The organism is Acinetobacter sp. AOR18_HL (assembly GCF_027855145.1).
GTDB lineage: Bacteria > Pseudomonadota > Gammaproteobacteria > Pseudomonadales > Moraxellaceae > Acinetobacter > Acinetobacter pittii.
Genome location: NZ_JAKTIG010000029.1, coordinates 25561 through 44433, shown reverse-complemented (window position 1 = coordinate 44433; position 18873 = coordinate 25561). Strand labels below are relative to the sequence as shown.

General features: G+C 37.7%; 11 protein-coding genes and 1 pseudogene. 4 read left to right on the top strand and 8 right to left on the bottom strand.

All coding sequences use genetic code 11. From position 1 onward, the window contains the following. The first annotated feature begins 373 nt into the window (after positions 1-373). A complete protein-coding gene (gene htpX / locus MKL51_RS07280) occupies positions 374-1279 on the top strand; it encodes a protease HtpX (protein ID WP_002118851.1) in 906 nt (301 codons plus the stop codon). 48 nt (positions 1280-1327) lie between these two features. Here the strand turns inward: htpX and MKL51_RS07275 are convergent, their stop codons facing one another. Together MKL51_RS07275 and MKL51_RS07270 are read right to left on the bottom strand one after the other, a co-directional pair. Continuing rightward, on the bottom strand, positions 1328-1903 hold the full coding sequence (locus MKL51_RS07275; RefSeq protein ID WP_032007032.1) for a DUF4112 domain-containing protein: 576 nt from the start codon (positions 1901-1903) through the stop codon (positions 1328-1330). A gap of 73 nt (positions 1904-1976) precedes the next feature. Next, on the bottom strand, positions 1977-5072 hold the full coding sequence (locus tag MKL51_RS07270; protein WP_032007030.1) for a multidrug efflux RND transporter permease subunit: 3096 nt from the start codon (positions 5070-5072) through the stop codon (positions 1977-1979). A 263-nt stretch (positions 5073-5335) separates the two neighbouring features. Here MKL51_RS07270 and MKL51_RS07265 point away from each other — a divergent pair, with 263 nt between their 5' ends. After that, positions 5336-6478, top strand: a complete 1143-nt coding sequence (locus MKL51_RS07265; RefSeq protein ID WP_032007029.1) for a glycerophosphodiester phosphodiesterase — start codon at positions 5336-5338, stop codon at positions 6476-6478. Positions 6479-6523: 45 nt separating this feature from the next. Here the strand turns inward: MKL51_RS07265 and MKL51_RS07260 are convergent, their stop codons facing one another. Further along, positions 6524-7486 (bottom strand): MBL fold metallo-hydrolase, encoded by a 963-nt coding sequence (locus MKL51_RS07260; protein WP_032007028.1) that lies wholly within the window; start codon positions 7484-7486, stop codon positions 6524-6526. Positions 7487-7592: 106 nt separating this feature from the next. Here MKL51_RS07260 and MKL51_RS07255 point away from each other — a divergent pair, with 106 nt between their 5' ends. Beyond that, complete coding sequence (locus tag MKL51_RS07255; RefSeq protein WP_002118962.1) at positions 7593-7967, top strand: diacylglycerol kinase; 375 nt, start codon at positions 7593-7595, stop codon at positions 7965-7967. A 171-nt stretch (positions 7968-8138) separates the two neighbouring features. Here MKL51_RS07255 and groL read toward each other — a convergent pair whose 3' ends face one another. From groL to MKL51_RS07230, 5 genes and pseudogenes are all read right to left on the bottom strand, one after another. Then, complete coding sequence (gene groL / locus MKL51_RS07250; RefSeq protein ID WP_002120607.1) at positions 8139-9773, bottom strand: chaperonin GroEL; 1635 nt, start codon at positions 9771-9773, stop codon at positions 8139-8141. Between the two features lie 58 nt (positions 9774-9831). Continuing rightward, positions 9832-10122 carry a co-chaperone GroES gene (locus MKL51_RS07245; RefSeq protein ID WP_002120604.1) on the bottom strand — a complete coding sequence of 97 codons (291 nt, stop codon included), beginning with the start codon at positions 10120-10122 and terminating at the stop codon, positions 9832-9834. A 267-nt stretch (positions 10123-10389) separates the two neighbouring features. Continuing rightward, positions 10390-14643: pseudogene (locus tag MKL51_RS07240) on the bottom strand (Ig-like domain-containing protein); the annotation flags it as partial. A gap of 303 nt (positions 14644-14946) precedes the next feature. Continuing rightward, a complete protein-coding gene (locus tag MKL51_RS07235; protein WP_017480496.1) occupies positions 14947-15705 on the bottom strand; it encodes a metallophosphoesterase family protein in 759 nt (252 codons plus the stop codon). Continuing rightward, complete coding sequence (locus tag MKL51_RS07230; RefSeq protein ID WP_032007026.1) at positions 15686-16624, bottom strand: diacylglycerol/lipid kinase family protein; 939 nt, start codon at positions 16622-16624, stop codon at positions 15686-15688. The genes MKL51_RS07235 and MKL51_RS07230 overlap by 20 nt, the downstream gene beginning before the upstream one ends. 391 nt (positions 16625-17015) lie before the next feature. Here MKL51_RS07230 and MKL51_RS07225 point away from each other — a divergent pair, with 391 nt between their 5' ends. Next, a complete protein-coding gene (locus MKL51_RS07225) occupies positions 17016-18848 on the top strand; it encodes a phosphoenolpyruvate carboxykinase (GTP) (protein ID WP_005067621.1) in 1833 nt (610 codons plus the stop codon). Positions 18849-18873: the final 25 nt, after the last annotated feature.

Below are 18873 nucleotides of genomic sequence, written 5' to 3'. Positions count from 1 at the left end.
ATATTCATCTTCTCGTCAAATCGTGACTTTATCTGACGGTACCTATACCGATGCGCCAACGGGCACTTATGTCACCAATAATGCCACCGCAATTGCCCATATAAGAATTGAATAAACAGTAAAGAAGAACGGCGGCTCGCAGTTCTATTTAGGTTAGTTTAGATGTTTTAAATTGTAATGATCTATTACCCGATCTTTACCATTTTGACGAATTTAGCCAATTATTCTTTAAATTTAGGTACATTCTGCTACATGAAAGAATGTATCAATTCCTTATTTTTTTCTTGAATTTTTCCCCCAAGCCCCGCATATTAGCTTCATGATTTCGAATTTGTAAATCAGATAACATTTTATTTATAAGAGGATTTTCTCAATGATGCGGATTGGTTTGTTTTTGCTTACCAACCTCGCGGTACTGGTTGTAGCTGGCATTATTTTGTCACTCTTCGGTGTCGGTAGTTACCATGGCGCGGGTGGCTTGAATCTAGGCAACCTTTTAGTGATCTGTTTTGTGTTTGGTATGGTGGGATCTTTAATCTCGTTATTCATGTCAAAATGGATGGCTAAGAAAACGACCGGTACAGAACTGATCGACCCGAATGCTCCTCGTAACCAAGCTGAAAGCTGGTTATTGCAAACAGTCGCTGAACTTTCTCAACGTGCTGGTATCAACATGCCAGAGGTTGGTATTTTTCCATCATATCAATCCAATGCCTTTGCAACAGGCTGGAACAAAAATGATGCTTTAGTTGCCGTTTCATCTGGTCTACTTGAACGTATGAACAAAGATGAACTACGTGCAGTGCTTGCGCACGAGATTGGTCACGTTGCGAATGGTGACATGGTTACCCTAGCGCTCATCCAAGGTGTTGTGAACGCCTTTGTTATGTTCTTTGCGCGTGTCGTTGGTGACTTTATCGACCGTAACGTATTTGGTCGTCAAGACGATGAAGCCCCTGGTATGGGTTACTTCATTATTACCATGGTATTGGATATCGTCTTTGGTATTCTCGCTTCTGCCATTGTGATGTGGTTCTCTCGTTATCGTGAATACCGTGCTGATGAAGCAGGTGCACGTTTAGCAGGTAAACAAGCAATGATTTCTGCATTATTACGTCTCCAAGCTGAGACAGAAATGCCAGATCAAATGCCAAAAGAAATGAAAGCCTTCGCAATTGCGGAAGGTAAAGAACAAGGTTTCAGCTTAGCTGCTTTGTTCCAAACCCACCCAACAATTGAACAACGTGTGGCAGCTTTACATCAATTAGATTGCCCATAAAACGTTTAATGTAAAAATAAAGCCTCCAAATGGAGGCTTTATTTTTTATTACATGGTTTGATAGAGACTCCAAAGATAGCTTGCGCCCCACCAAACAGCTAATCCAATTAAAAGCAGTACAAGCGCACCTACTAAATCGGGAATATGCAACCATAACCAACTGACAACAGGATTTCTCCAGAAAGCTGAGTTCTGCTGCTTCTTTTCGAGCTTTTCATGTAAGTAGGGATGAACGACATGAATATCACTTTGGATCTTATATTCTTCGCGTATATGCGTATGAACTACATCTAGTGCTTTTCGACTTGGTCTTATAAAAATATCAAAAATAGTCCCAGCCACAGGAACAAATCCGACTACAGCATCTACAAAGGCAAGTTTGATGACTGGAGTCAATTTATGCTGAGGCACACCAATTTGTTTGGCTTTATAAATCGCATAACACGTCAATGCGAAACCAGCGACATCACCTGCAATTGGAATCGTACTGAGCGCAGCATCGGCACCAATACCTTGCTTTGTAAAAGGAATGCGAACCGCACTATCCATCATGGTTGCAAACTTAGCCAGATCTCGTTCTAGTGCGATAACCTGTTGCTCTGTTAATTTTTTTTCTTGAGGCATCTAAATCAAATATATAAAGAGAAAGTTAATCTTAATATACTTGATTTAATACCTCTTTTTAAATTGTTTACTTTTAACTAGTAGTTTTCGATCTAAACAGCGAACGCAGTAATACGTACATAACTGGAATAAAGAAAAGAACCAGTACTGTACCAAACATAACGCCACCTAAAATACTAATACCGATTTCTTGACGGCTTACAGCCCCTGCCCCTTGTGCAAAGACCAAAGGAATCACTCCTGCACCAAAAGCTAAAGAAGTCATTAAAATCGGTCTTAAACGTAAGCTTGCGCCTTCTAAAGCTGCTTCAATTGCACTCTTCCCTTTTTCTTGCGCCAAGGCAGCAAACTCAACAATTAAAATTGCATTTTTACAAGACAATCCAATTGTGGTTAACAGTGCAATCTGGAAATACACATCATTTGGTAGACCAAAAAGATAAGAGAATATGACACTTCCTCCCACCCCAAGCGGAATAGAGGTCATTACCGCAGCGGGAATGCTTAGACTTTCATAGAGTGCAGCTAAACATAAGAAGATAAAGCCTGCCGAGATTAAATATAACCAGACAGCCTGATTTGTCGACTTCTGCTCTTCAAAAGATAAACCTGTCCACGCCAAGCCAACATCCTTTTGCTGATTTACAAGTTGTTCAACATCTTTCATTGCCTGACCCGAACTGCTACCACTCGCAACATCAGCTTGAAGTTGTAATGCACTATAACCCATATAGCGTTTTACAATTTCAGGAGCACCACCCCAACTGAAGTTAGCAAATGAGCTAAAAGGCACCATCTCATTTTGATTATTACGTACAGACCAATTATATAAATCTTCCGGTTTCGATCTGAACTCGGCATCACCTTGGATCATAACGCGTTTGATACGACCACGGTCAATAAAGTCATTCACATACGTTCCACCCCATGCACTCGACAAGGTATTGTTAATCGCGGGGAGCTCTAATCCATTTGCTAATGCTTGTTTCTGGTCAATTTTGATATTGAGGTTTGCTTTACTGTTAGTAGATTGCTTATCAAAGTTCTCAAAACTTGAATAGCTTTTACTCTGCGTTTGCAACTGGCGGAAGGTATTATCCAGAAAATCTTGCCCTTGGCCATTTAAATCCTGAATCCATAAATCCAACCCATCAGTTTGGCCCAAACCATTGACTGAAGCAGGTAATGTCACATTAATTTGTGCATTATTGAACTGACTAAAATATTTCATTGCACGCTTTTGTATAGCGTCAGCCGAATTTTCCTTACCTGTACGTACATCCCAAGGTTTTAAGGCAATAAATCCTTGCGCCAAGTTCTGCCCTGTACCAGAATAATTTCGGCCATAGCGGATTAAAACCAGATCCACATTCATATCTTCTTGAGTTAAGAAATATTGGCGGACTTGTTCTCCAATTTTCTGACTTTGCGAGATTGGCGCACTATCAACAAGTTTAATTTGAACACTTAAAATGCCTTGATCTTCTTTAGGAATAAATCCACTTTTTAAACCGCTATAGAACAATGCAAAAACAGCAATCAAAGCCACAAAAATCACGATAACCGATTTACTATACCGAATGGTTGTCTGGACAATCTTGATATATTGATTTTTGAGTTGATCAATTTTTTTGTTAAACCAAACTGCCCAGCGCATAGGCTCTGGATTAGGCTTTAAAATTAAGGCACATAAAGCAGGTGTTAACACTAATGCCACGACGAGTGATAACGCCATAGCGGCAACTAAAGTAATAGAAAACTGACGGTAAATCACGCCAATTGAGCCACCTAAAAACGACATTGGAATAAAAACAGCAGTTAAAACCAATGTAATTCCGACTAAGGCACCACTAATTTCTCCCATCGACTCAATGGCTGCTTCTTTCGGCGTTAAATGCTGTTCATGCATGAGCCGTTCAACATTCTCAACCACCACAATCGCATCATCTACTAGCAAACCAATGGCGAGCACCAATGCAAACAGCGTCAAGGTGTTAATACTAAAACCGAGCACATATAAAACAGCAAAAGTTCCCAAAATAACCACAGGAACGGTAATACTTGGAATGAGTGTAGCGCGCCAGCTTTGCAAGAACAGGAACATCACCAAAATAACTAAAATAATGGCTTCAATAAGCGTCTTTACAACTTCCTTAATAGACTCTTGGACAAACGGCGTATTATCTCGTGGATAAACAATTTTATAGCCAGCAGGTAGCTTGGTTGTAAGCTGATCTAGAGTTTGATGGATGAGTTTTGAGGTCTGAATCGCGTTTGCACCAGAAGATAGTGAAATGCCTAAACCAGCGGCCGGATAGCCATTAATAGTGTTAAAAGACTGATAATTTTCTGCACCCAACTCGACTCTAGCAATATCTTTTAAGTAGACATAGCTCGCTGTTTGATTTGCTTTCACTACAATATTTTTAAAATCTTCGACTGTTTTTAGTCGAGATCCTGCGGTGACTTTAGTATTTAAATATTGTCCATCAATGACAGGTAAATCACCGATTGCACCTGCGGCAACTTGTGTATTTTGAGCAGTGATTGCATTCGCAACATCACTTGGCATTAAATTATATTGTTTTAATTTCTCTGGATTTAGCCAAATTCGCATTGCATATTGCGAACCAAAAACATCAGACTCACCCACCCCTTCAATACGGTTCAGGTCATCTACCACATGTGTCGTTAAATAGTCCGATAGCTCAATATTGCCCGATTTACCAGTTGAGTCATATAAGCCTACCACCATAAAAGTATCGCCAAGTGACTTGCTCACAGTCACCCCTTGGCGTTGTACTTCATCGGGTAAACGTCTTATGACGCCACTAATACTATTTTGTACTTGGACCTGTGCTGTATCTGGATTTGTGCCATTATCAAAACTAATGGTAATTCGGCTACGTCCTGATGAATCACTGGTAGAGCTAAAATAAAGTAAATTATCAATACCTTGTATTTGTTGTTCTAAAATCTGAGTAACACTTTGCTCAACCGTTTGCGCATCCGCACCACTATAACTTGCCGATACTGTAATTTTAGGAGGGGCAATATCAGGATAGCGCTCTACGGGTAAATTCAGCACCGAGAAAATACCAAATGCCATAACAATAATTGCTAGTACACTGGCAAAAATGGGACGCTGAATAAAAAATTTAGATAGCATGGCTGCTCAGAATTAGGTCGTCAATTAACAGATGGCAATACCAAATTTGCCCTCTTGATCATCGACGAGCAATATAAAAAAGACAAGTAGAATTAACACAATAAATGCAATTAGAACAAAAACAAAGCAAGAACTCGCATTTCCTACAAACCCATAAACAAGGTTTTAACAAGTGTCACTGAAAATTCATGAATTCTTCATGATCACGTCAATTTCAAGCATCAGACTAATTGCGTTTCGACTAAAACAATATGAGTAGAATTATGTTTAAAAAAGCACTTTTATGCTTAAGTTTAATTAGCTTGGCTGGATGTAATGACGATGATAAAACTGAAAACTCACCAACCACACCAGAATATCAACTTCCTAAAATTTTAGTAGTAGGACACCGTGGCGCAAGCGCTTTACGTCCAGAACATACATTAGCTTCATATCAGAAAGCGATTGATGATGGTGCAGATTTCATTGAACCTGATCTAGTTTCTACAAAAGATGGCGTATTGGTTACTCGCCATGAAAATGAGATTGGTGGAACAACCAATGTAAGCACTTTAAGCCAGTTTGCAGATCGTAAAACAACAAAAAATATTGATGGTAAAGACTTAACTGGCTGGTTTACAGAAGACTTCACTTTAAGTGAATTACAGCAGCTTAAAGCACGTGAACGTATTCCAGAGTTCCGCCCAGCAAACACAGCCTATAACGATCTTTACCCTGTCCCGACGCTAGAACAAGTGATTGAGCTGGCTGAAGCAAATTATAAAAAAACAGGAAAAATTATTGGGTTATATATTGAAACCAAACATCCGACCTACTTTAAAAACCAGAAACTGGCAATGGAAGATACCCTTCTTAAAACCTTAGCCAAGTATAAATATACACGTGAGATTGCACCTGTCTATTTACAGTCTTTTGAAGTGAGTAATCTAAAATATTTAAAAGATCAGCTCGGCCTTCATAAAACGATTAAACATGCACAAATTATTCAATTATATGACGCTAAAACTTCGCAACCAGCCGACTTCGTTGAATCTGGTGAAACTAAAACTTATGCTGATTTAGCCACAGCAGAAGGCTTAAAAGACGTAGCTAAATATGCAAACGGTGTAGGACCAAGTAAAGGCTATATTCTGAACTTTAATGACGATGGCTCAGTTCAAACGACTTCGTTTATTTCTGATGCGCATAAAGCTGGCTTAAAAGTACATCCTTATACTTTCCGCCCAGAAAATAATTATTTACCAACACCTTTAAAATGTAGTCAAGATAAACCAGCGGAGCGCTGTCCATCTGGTGCTTTAAAAGAGTTTGAAGCCTATTTTAAAGCTGGAGTTGATGGAGTCTTTACAGATGACCCGGCACTTGGCCGTGAAGCCGTTATTAATTATGAAAAAACCGCAAAATAAATAAAGTTTTTAATAAAAAAACAGGGCAATAAATGCCCTGTTTTTTTATTTCTCTACAACATTATCAAAATAGAGCGGGATCCACTGATATTGCTCGGCATTTACTTTATAAACATGACCAATGCCCGGGAATGGTAAATGTGGTGCGGCAACCCATTGTTGCTTATTTGAAATTTCTGCAAACATTTTGAGACGGGTATTAATTGCCTGCTCAGAATTCACATCAAAATCTACCCCAGTTTTTGGAGCATCAAATTGCAATGAATGTGAGTGGACAATGTCTCCAACAAAAATGATTTGCTGATCATTACTTTTTAAGCGGAAGCTATGATGACCTGGTGTATGACCACGAGTATCGATTACCTCAAAACCTTGAATGACGTCGCCATCTTTAAATGTCTTGAATGCTTTTTTTGCTTGGTATGGAGCAAGAGCAGTTTTTACGTTTTTAACAGTACCCAAATAATTTTCTTTTTTGTCTGCTGGCACTGTTTTTTCAGAAGCTGGATTTAACCAGTAATCAGCTTCATGCTCATGTGCATATACAGTTGCATTTGGAAATACGGCTTTTCCATTTTGAGCAATACCGCATACATGGTCTGGGTGTAGATGAGTAAGTAAAACAGTTTTTACATCAGCAAGCTTATAACCAGCCAATTCAATATTTTTTGCAATCGAGCCAAGTTGCGGGCCAAAACAACTTGCTGCACCACTGTCTACAAGCGTTAAGCTTTTTCCATCATCAACTAAAAATGCATTTACCGAGGTTTGAATCCCTTTCTCATTAACAGCAGCATATTTCGTTAAGATTTTAGTTTTCTGAGCCTGATTTAAGTTTTTGAATAAATCAGGATTTAAATAAATCGTACCATCAAGCAAAGAAGTTACGCGGTAGTTTCCAAATTGATGGTGATAATATCCTGGTACTTGCGGGGTTGCTGTTGGCTCAGCATAACTTGCATGGATGCTTCCAATTGCAAGGCCCAACGCTACACATAATTTTTTCATCTTTTCTTCTCTATTGAGTTATAAAGTCGAAATCTTTAAAAAAGATTTAATAATTTTTTAAGACCCAAATTATATAATGCATGAAAAGTGTCAGAAATATAAGTATATGAATAGCTATTCTCCCTATAAGGGTAAAAGCGGTCTTAAGCGCATATTAAATGCAACGGGCTACTCTATTTCAGGATTTAAAGCAGCTTATAAAAATGAGGCAGCTTTTCGCCAAATTGTTTTGATTAATATTATTTTGATTCCGGTTAGTTTTTTTCTTGATGTGAGCCGTAGTGAACATGTATTACTGATTATTGTATGTCTTTTTGCAATGATCGTTGAGCTATTCAACTCTGCTATTGAGGCTGTGGTTGACCGAGTCTCTCTTGAAAAACATCAGCTTTCTAAAAATGCAAAAGATATGGGAAGTGCTGCCCAATTTGTTGCACTCTCTATCATTGCTATTACCTGGTTAATTATTTTATTAGGCTAAAAAAAACCATGCCTACAAGTAAATAAGCATGGTTGTAACAAAAGAGGAACTTCTAGCTGCTGTTCCTGTTTTTAATATAAATAATGGAACTTAATTATTTCTTAAAATTACGTGAAAAATAAAAAATCCCTGCATAAGCAGGGATTTTTTGGTTAAAGCGTTGATGCGTTATTACATCATTCCGCCCATACCACCCATACCGCCCATATCTGGAACAGCTGGTTTATCTTCAGGAATGTCAGTAATCATACATTCTGTAGTTAACATTAAGCCAGCAACAGAAGCTGCATGCTCAAGTGCAGAGCGAGTTACTTTAGCTGGGTCAAGGATACCCATTTCTAACATATCGCCATATTCACCAGTTGCAGCGTTGTAACCAAAGTTACCTTCACCACCTTTAACAGCATTGATCACTACAGATGGCTCATCACCAGCGTTTGCAACGATTTGACGAAGTGGAGCTTCGATCGCACGGCGTAAAATGTTAATACCTGCTGTTTGATCTTCATTAGCGCCTTTTAAGCCATCTAATGCATTAACCGCACGTACTAGAGCAACACCACCACCAGCAACAACACCTTCTTCAACTGCTGCACGAGTTGCATGAAGCGCGTCATCTACACGGTCTTTCTTCTCTTTCATTTCAACTTCAGTCGCTGCACCGATTTTAATTACAGCAACACCGCCTGCTAATTTAGCAACGCGTTCTTGTAATTTTTCACGGTCATATTCTGAAGTAGATTCTTCAATTTGAGCACGGATTTGTTGAACACGCTCAGCAATACCAGCAGCATCACCAGCACCATCAACAATAACAGTGTTTTCTTTAGACACAGTGATCTTGTGCGCAGTACCTAAATCTTGAAGAGTTGCTTGCTCTAAAGACATACCAACTTCTTCAGAAATAACAGTTGCACCAGTCAAGATTGCGATGTCTTGAAGCATTGCTTTACGACGGTCACCGAAACCAGGAGCTTTAACAGCACATACTTTGATAATACCGCGCATGTTGTTTACTACAAGTGTAGCAAGCGCTTCACCTTCAACATCTTCAGCGATGATAAGAAGTGGTTTACCAGTTTTTGCAACCGCTTCTAAAACAGAAATCAATTCACGGATGTTGCTGATTTTCTTGTCAACAAGAAGAATGAACGGATTTTCAAGTTCAGCAGTTAAAGTATCTTGTTTGTTTGCAAAGTATGGAGAGATATAACCACGGTCAAACTGCATACCTTCTACAACGTCTAACGCGTCTTCGAAGCCAGAACCCTCTTCTACAGTAATTACGCCTTCTTTACCTACTTTTTCCATCGCTTGAGCGATAAGTTTACCAACAGTAGTATCAGAGTTAGCAGAGATAGAACCTACTTGCTCGATCGCTTTGAAATCGTCAGCTGGTTTTGCATTTGAACGGATATTTTCAACTACAGTTTTTACTGCGATATCGATACCACGTTTTAAATCCATTGGGTTCATACCTGCAGTTACAGATTTAATCCCTTCATTTAAAATTGCTTGAGCAAGTACAGTTGCAGTTGTCGTACCGTCACCAGCGATGTCGTTAGTTTTGCTAGAAACTTCACGAACAAGTTGAGCACCCATGTTTTCAAACTTGTCTTTTAATGAAATTTCTTTAGCAACAGTTACACCGTCTTTAGTGATGTGCGGAGCACCGAAAGAACGGTCAATTACTACGTTACGACCTTTAGGGCCTAAAGTCACTTTAACCGCATCTGCAAGTACGTTTACGCCTGCAATCATTTTTGAACGAGCTGAATCACCAAATTTTACGTCTTTAGCTGACATATTAAACTCCGAATCTTTTTAAATACTGAATCTGATAATGAATTGAGTTATGGATTGATTAGCCTTCCAACACAGCTAAAATGTCTGACTCTTTCATGATTAAGAGTTCTTCACCACTTACTTTCACTGTTGTACCTGCATAAGTACCAAACAATACTTTGTCACCAACTTTAACATCCAAAGCACGTACGCCATTCTCAGTGATTTGACCATTACCTACTGCAATTACTTCACCTTGAGATGGTTTTTCAGCAGCAGAACCTGGAAGTAAAATACCACCAGCAGTTTTGGTTTCTTCTTCTACGCGACGAATTACAACGCGATCATGTAATGGACGAATGTTGCTCATAATTAACTCCATCAGACTAAGTCTTTTTGATTAATCGTTATTGCTTTAATCCAGAGCAATAACAAAATATTTAGATGTCACTTTTGTGGGGATGAAAAAAAAGGCTTCAAGGGGAAAATGAAAAAAAACTTATCTTTTTTGGTCATTTTTTAACAAGTTGTGAAGAGTTTTTATTAAATTTAAAGCACAAAATAAAAGAGGCTATTTTCATAGCCTCTTTTATAAAGATAAATATTAATGTTAAACAAAGAGTTGCTGGTTATTTAACAATTCATCTAATGTTGTATTTACCTGATTTAAAGTTATCAATGAAACACTACTAAACATTGTAGAGCCCCAACCCGTCTGATTACCTAATGAATCAAAAACTTCAATCTGACTATTTGCTTCTGCTTGTGCTGTAAAGTTTTGACCGTTTGCATCAAGTAAAATATTTTTAATTGGATCCGGTGCAATATCATCAAGTGGAGCATTTATTGAAACAGCTTCACTCACATTTCCAGCTTGGTCTTTAACGGTGACCGTGAATGCCTCCCCATGTAAATTATTGCTACCTAAGAAAATAGTAAATGTACCATCCGAGTTTATGGTGTTATCCCATATATTCACGAGCTGACCATTATGATCAAAAACCTGAATCGTAGTATTCAGCTCTGCTACGCCTGTAAGATATGAACCATCTTCTGAGAAAACTAAATTGCTGGCTGGTGTAGGAGCTAACGTATCAGCGGTAATTACAGTATCGGTGCTTACTTGCCCACGAGCATCCTTAATTGATAAGAAAAACTGCTCACCATCAACAAGAGAGCGGTCAAGCTGGAGTTTAAAATAACTTGATCCATTCCAACCGTTATCTTCACCGACTTTAATTTCGGCTACGATTTCACCTTTGGCATCTTTAACAATGAGAGTACTATTATTTTCAGCTTGCCCACTTATCACTCCGTCCGAAGTAAAGCTATCTACATGGGGGGCAAAAGCATAATTAGGCGCCTGTATCTGAGCTGCTAAACTTACATTTCCATTTACATCGGTAGCCGTGACATAAACCGTCTCAGCATTAGTTAAAAATACACCTAGTTCTATCGAGAAACTTCCACTCTCATCGGTCCAGTTATTCCAGAACCATTTATTAAGAATGTTTCCTTGCCCATCTTTAACTAAAATTTCAGAGAAAGGTTCTGCATGACCATAAACTAAATCGCCAGCATCATTGAAATTTAAATCTGTTGGGACAGGTGGAGGAGTCAGATCTACAATGATATTCTGCTCAGGACTCATCAACCCTTTATTATCAATAATTTGAACGGAAATTTGCTCTCCATCAATTAAAGGACGGTTTACACTCAAGCTAAAATGACTAAATTCATTCCAACTATTGTCATCACCTAATGTAACCTTTCCTAATTCATTACCGTCAGCATCACACACGATTACTGTACTATTATCTTCAGCAAACCCCGAAATTAAGCCTTCTTGTGTAATACGTTCAACATGTGGAATATAAGCAAAGTTTGGAACTTCAATTAGAGTTTCACTCGTATTTTGATTTTTATCTACTACTTGTACGGTAACCGATTCGCCTTCTTTTAAAAATTGGAACACTTGTAAACTTGCAAAGCCTTGTTCATCGGTAAAACCTGTAGCAATTAAATTACCCTCTCCAGAAAATGCACGAATAAAGCTGTTCGGCTCATTAACATGTACTGATAAAGTTTCACCACTGATATCAAACTGTGGAGTTTCTAAAAATACTGCAGAAGTATAGTCTGCGGTAATATATTGTGGATGGCCTGAAATATTATCTTTATCTGTAGAAATAATAATTTGAGTGCCTTCCTCCAAAGGTTGGTCGAGAGACAAAGTAAATGGTCTGACTTCACCTAATGCCATTACACTAAAAGGCGTAATACCTGAACCCTCAAATGCAATGGAGTTAAACTCTTGCAGAATATTTCCATTCTGATCTTTTACAATAAAATGACTACCTTCAGTCGCATAACCAGTGATCACACCTTCTGGACTAATTCTTGTAATACTAATAGCAGGAACTTCAGTTACTAGGCCAATTGACGAATTTTCACTGCTGTATCCATTATAAGTAGCGACCGCATAAATTTCTTGATTAGTACTAATAGAAAGGTCTTGTAAAGTAAATTTACCCTCCTCATTAGCTATTGTAGTTGCAAGCCAGTCACCATTTTTATTATATATATCAACTTTACTTCCTTTATATGCACTACCTGAAATGATAGCTCCATCTATATTATTGAAAGTTAGTGAATCTAGAGTTGGCGAATTCGGAGTATGATCTACATTATAATTTTGGGTCTGTTTAATAATGGCTGTATTGCCAGCTTGATCAGTAAGACTAATATCAATTGATATATTGGTTTGCGATTCTTCTGACCACAAAAACTCTGCTGGAATTTCAGTAACCCACTCTTGGGTAACTTCATCAAAATGAAAGTTATAAACAACATCGTTTAAAGTCGTATTTACTGATGTCAGTGAGCTATTTAAATCTGTTGGTAGATTATCTACTTCCAGTCTTATAGAAATAACTTGATCTTTTTCAACTAGGCTTATTGTATTGTCTTCAGTAATCGGCTTTACAGTTACTGTAGTTGATTCAATATTTAAAGAATTATCTATAATTAATTTTTCCACACCAGTTTCTGATGTGTTGCCTGCAAGATCTGTCACTATAGCTTTATAGAGGTAACTTCCATCAGCTAAATTTTTTTGATCAGCTGTTGTCTCCTGCCAAGTTTTTCCTTCATCGGTAGAGACTTCATAGTGATCTAATAAAGCAGCTTGTTCTCCAATTACAATCGGTTGAGCTAGCTTCAAAGTAAAATTATTATCTTGCGTAATTTGATCGGTTGCTGAAACACCTGTATCACTCAAATCAGATAAAGTTAGTTCACCTGCTTGTGGTGCGGTAGTATCTACAACGACTTTTTGTATAGCGGTTTCTGATGTATTACCTGCAATATCTGTAACTATAGCTTTATATTGGTAAACACCATCAGCCAAATCTTTTTGATTTACTGTCGTTTCCTGCCATGTCTTTCCTTCATCTTTTGATATCCAGTAAGTGATTTGGCTATTGACTTCTTGTCCACTAATCTTTAAATCAAAAGTTTTATCTTGTGTAATTTGATCAGTTGCCGAAACACCTGTATCACTTAAATCAGATAAAGTCAGTTCACCTACTTGTGGTGCTGTTGTATCGACAACAACTTTTTGTATAGCGGTTTCTGATGTATTGCCTGCAACGTCGGTTACTACAGCTTTATATTGATAAACACCATCGACCAAATCTTTTTGAGCTACTGTTGTTTCCTGCCAACTCTTTCCATCATCTTTCGATATCCAGTAAGTAATTTGGCTATTTACTTCTTGTCCGCTAATCTTTAAATCAAAAGCTTTATCTTGCGTAATTTGATCAGTTGCTGAAATGCCCGTATCAGTCAAAGCAGCTAAAGTCAGTTCACCTGCTTGCGGCGCTGTTGTATCCACAACGACTTTTTGCACACTGGTTTCAGATATGTTGCCTGCAACGTCGGTTACTACAGCTTTAAATTGATAAATACCATCAGCCAAATCTTTTTGATTTACTGTCGTTTCCTGCCATGTCTTTCCTTCATCTTTCGATATCCAGTAAGTGATTTGGCTATTCACTTCTTGTCCACTAATCTTTAAATTAAAAGTTTTATCTTGTGTAATTTGATCAGTTGCCGAAACACCTGTATCACTTAAATCAGATAAAGTCAGTTCACCTACTTGTGGTGCGGTAGTATCTACAACGACTTTTTGTATAGCAGTTTCCGATGTATTTCCCGCTCGGTCCGTTACTACAGCTTTGTAGAGATAAACACCATCGGTTAAATCTTTTTGAGCGACCGTTGTCTCTTGCCAAGTTTTTCCTTCATCGGTAGAGACCAAATATGTTACTCGGCTGCCACTTTCCTGTCCCTCAATCTTTAAAGTGAAGTTTTTATCTTGAGTGATCTGGTCGATTGTAGAAGCCCCTGAATCCAAAAGATTTTTGAGATTCAAAGTACCTGGCTCAGGAGGCGTCGTATCTTTAGAATCGTTCCGAGACAATAAAGCAATTGTTCCGGCTCCTGCTAAAGCGCTGACTACCCACGACCAGAGGGGTACAGAAGATGGACTATCAATAAGCTTTGGCGTATCTTTTAATTCTAAATAATTAACAGTGGTCTGTCCGCTAGCATCTTCTCCCAGATTAGCAGCCCAATAACTCTGCCCTTCATTTAAAAGAATTTGCGGGTTTTCACTAATAAAATAGTTTTCTAAAACAATTTCAGTTCCATCTTTTAGATGAACAATTGCACTGTTTCCTTCTCTTGTTATTGAAGAAATTTTTTCTGGATTTATATCGATTTTTGCGACTTCTTTAGGATTTACTACAATATTTTTTGTCTGGCCTACATTAATATCAACTGTATTATTTTTTGAAGCATTATTTGCCATTAATGATACTTGTACCATTTTTCCACCATGAAATTTTAAATATTATTAAGTTATTCTAAAATATTAAGATAAATAGATACTCATTTAATCAAATATTATTAACTATCATAAAACCCTAAACCCTTATTGTAGCTACTTTAAATCGCGGCTTTTTATATAGTTAAAAATTTTTTATGTATCCATTAATATTATTTTTAAAATGATAAAACATTTAGAATGTTTTCCTATTCCCCATATATAGAATTTAAAGCTTAGGCATTGTAATGGATAAAATTTTATCAATCTACTCTTAAGTTAAATGTCTTATAGAATTTTTATAAATTAAATTAATTGAAAAATCTTTAAATCATAATTAAACCAATAATGATTAATTTTTCCTTCATTTGAAATGACATTAAAACTATTTGGAACATGATAATGCAAACGGCTAGAAGTTGCTGTTCCTGCATGAATATCATAAATAGGATGATCTATCTTTAATTGATAAATTTGCGTTAAATCATATACAGCAGTTTTATGTAAATGCCCGTGTAACATTCCAAATAGTCCCGTTGTACTCCATTTTTCGAGTGCCATTTTTCCTAATACAGGACAATCTTTAATACCATGCTCATCATCAGGTGGAGTATAAAAAGGTTGATGGAAAACAACTAATTTGATTTTATCCGCTGGCGCTTGCTGTAATCGCTCATATGTAGTTTGAATTTGCTCAATCGAAATATGTCCACGAGTATGATAACGACGGCGAATACTATTCACCCCAACAATATAAAAATGTTCAGTTTCTATAGTTGGTTCAAGCTGGCCAAAAAAATATTGGTAGCGAGTAAATGGTGAGAAAAAACGGTTCCAGATATGGTACAACGGAATATCGTGATTACCAGGCACAACAAGATAAGGAATATTAAGGCTATCTAAAAACTGACGGCATTTATAAAACTGTTGATATCGGGCACGTTGAGTAATATCACCACTCACCACAATGACTTCAGGTTTATGTTGAGTGCAAAAAAGTCGGATTGCATCTAAACATGCCTCAACTTCTGTTCCAAAATGCAGATCAGATAGGTGTAACAACATTTGGCACCATAATATTTAAAGCATTCTTTTCTACAGAGAAATTTAAAGGTGCTTTCATCTCTAATATTTCACCATCTAAAGCTACTGTAAGTTTTGATCTTTTTGCACAATCTACCACCACATGATCTGCACAAAAACTATAAACATCTTGGGTCTCTTCTACTTTGCCTTGAATCCACTGCCACAACATGTTTAATAAACTAAGCCTATCACTTTTCGTAATGACCACTCCAGCGACCCGACCTTGTGCTGCACATTCGGCAATTCTTAATTTCATATCACACAACTGCAACTGGTTATTACCAAAGAAAATTAGAGGGGTTTTGACTGGATATTTCTTCCCATCAACTGTGACGGAAAGTTTCATGGATTTATTTTCTCTTAATAAAACATCCAGAGCTGAGGTATAGGCATGTAAAGGTAAGCGTCCTAAATATTTATTATAAAGCTCACGTTTCTTTATAAATAATGGATAAAGTCCTAGACTCGCATTATTTAAATAAACATGGTCATTAATTGTCGCAATATGTACAGAGCGTGGTGTACCTCTAGCGATGACTTCAGCAGCTTCTAACAAATCTAAGGGAATATCTAAAACTTTAGCGACATAATTAAAAGTTCCCAAAGGTAAAATTCCCATAGGGATATGAGTATGTCTAAGTTTTGATGCTACCGCATTTAATGTTCCATCCCCACCCGCTGCAACAACAACACCTAAGTTTGCATTTTGGCTATGCCGATGAATTACTTGAATCATCAAATCATCAAAAGAAACATCTTCCGCTAATTCAAAAACTTGTATTTCAAAACCAAATTCGGTGAACACGGTCATTAACTGTTCATACATATCTTCATGTTTTGACGCATGAAAACCCGACTTTTGGTTATAAATGATAGAGAGAGGTTTTAAAGTCCGCATTTTTATTATCTTAGAGGGATTCATCCTGAATATTGTATATAAAAACACCTAATAAAAGTCTCTTTATGTAAATTTTGAATGAAGATCATTTGTTTAATCAATAATAATTCTCAAGAAAAAAATAAGAATCAAGATATTGATTTTTAAGGAAATAAATAATATAAATAACATACATACAACATAAAAATATTGAGAATAAGATATTGTAAAAAACTACAAGTTAATGATTTAAATAAGAAAAATATAAAAAAGTAAAATATCTATTTCTTAGTCTTTAGTCTTATTTTTTTTATGATTTTGTGCTTTAATACAGCCACTTTTTTATTTGATCTTTCATTGTACCTCTCAATGAATGACTTGTACGTTGTACATATTTTGAATAGGCCTCACCATGACCACAGTGAACGCACCAGAATTCGTTCGTCATCCTAAGCTTATCGCATGGGTTGAAGAAATTGCAAACTTAACCAAACCAGCAAAAATCGAATGGTGTGACGGAAGCGAAGAAGAGTATCAACGTCTAATCGACTTGATGATCGCTAACGGCACCATGCAGAAATTAAACCAAGAAAAACATCCTGGTTCTTATCTTGCAAATTCTGACCCATCTGACGTTGCACGTGTTGAAGACCGTACTTACATCTGCTCTCAAAATAAAGAAGATGCTGGTGCGACAAACAACTGGGAAAACCCAGCTGTTATGCGTGAAAAATTAAATGGTTTATTTGAAGGCTCAATGGAAGGCCGTACCATGTACGTTGTTCCTTTCTCAATGGGTCCTTTAGGTAGCCATATTGCTCATATCGGTATTGAGTTAACTGACTCTCCTTACGTTGCTGTTAGCATGCGTAAAATGGCACGTATGGGTAAAGCAGTTTATGACGTATTAGGTACAGACGGCGAGTTTGTTCCTTGTGTACATACAGTAGGTGCTCCACTTGCTGAAGGCCAAAAAGACGTTGCTTGGCCATGTAACCCTGAAAAATATATCGTTCATTACCCAGAAACTCGTGAAATCTGGTCTTTCGGTTCTGGTTACGGCGGTAACGCATTACTTGGCAAAAAATGTTTAGCTCTTCGTATCGCTTCTGTCATGGGACGCGAACAAGGTTGGTTAGCTGAACACATGCTTATTCTTGGTGTAACTAACCCTCAAGGTGAAAAACACTACATCGCTGCAGCATTCCCGTCTGCATGTGGTAAAACAAACTTTGCAATGTTAATTCCACCAGCAGGTTATGAAGGTTGGAAAATCGAAACTGTAGGTGACGATATTGCTTGGATCAAACCAGGTGAAGATGGTCGTTTATATGCGATTAACCCTGAAGCTGGTTTCTTCGGTGTAGCTCCTGGTACAAACACCAAGACTAACCCGAACTGTATGGCAACTCTTCATAAAGATGTTATCTATACAAACGTAGCGGTAACTGAAGATGGTCAAGTATGGTGGGAAGGTCTTTCTAAAGAAGTTCCAACAAACTTAACTAACTGGAAAGGTCAGCCTCACGTAAATGGTGAAAAAGCAGCGCATCCAAATGCTCGCTTCACTGTTGCAGCTGGTCAATGCCCTTCTATCGATGCTGACTGGGAAAATCCAGCAGGCGTTCCAATTTCTGCATTTATTTTCGGCGGTCGCCGCGCAGATACAGTTCCTTTAGTTTCTGAAGCTTTCGATTGGGTTGACGGTGTATATAAAGCGGCAACTATGGGTTCTGAAACTACTGCTGCTGCTGTTGGTCAACAAGGTATCGTTCGTCGTGACCCATTCGCGATGCTTCCATTTGCTGGCTATAACATGGCTGACTACTTTGATCACTGGTTAAGCCTTGGTCAACAAGTAAGCACAAAAGCTGAAGCAGCTGGTAATAAATTACCAAAAATCTTCAATGTAAACTGGTTCCGTCGTGATGCTGAAGGCAACTTCGTATGGCCTGGTTTCGGTCAAAACATGCGTGTTCTTGAGTGGATCATTGATCGTTGTGAAGGTCGTGCAAACGCTGTTGAAACACCAATTGGTCTTGTTCCAACATATGACGACTTGAACTGGGAAGGTACTGAATTCTCTAAAGAAGAATTTGACCTAATCACAGCTCAAGATAAAGATCAGTGGATTACTGAAATTGAAAGCCACACTGATTTATTTAATAAACTCGGTGATCGCTTACCGAAAGCATTAAAAGAACGTCAAGCAGCTTTACTTGAAGCTGTAAAAACTGGCTTCTAATTGCTATATATAAAAAAGGTCGCTA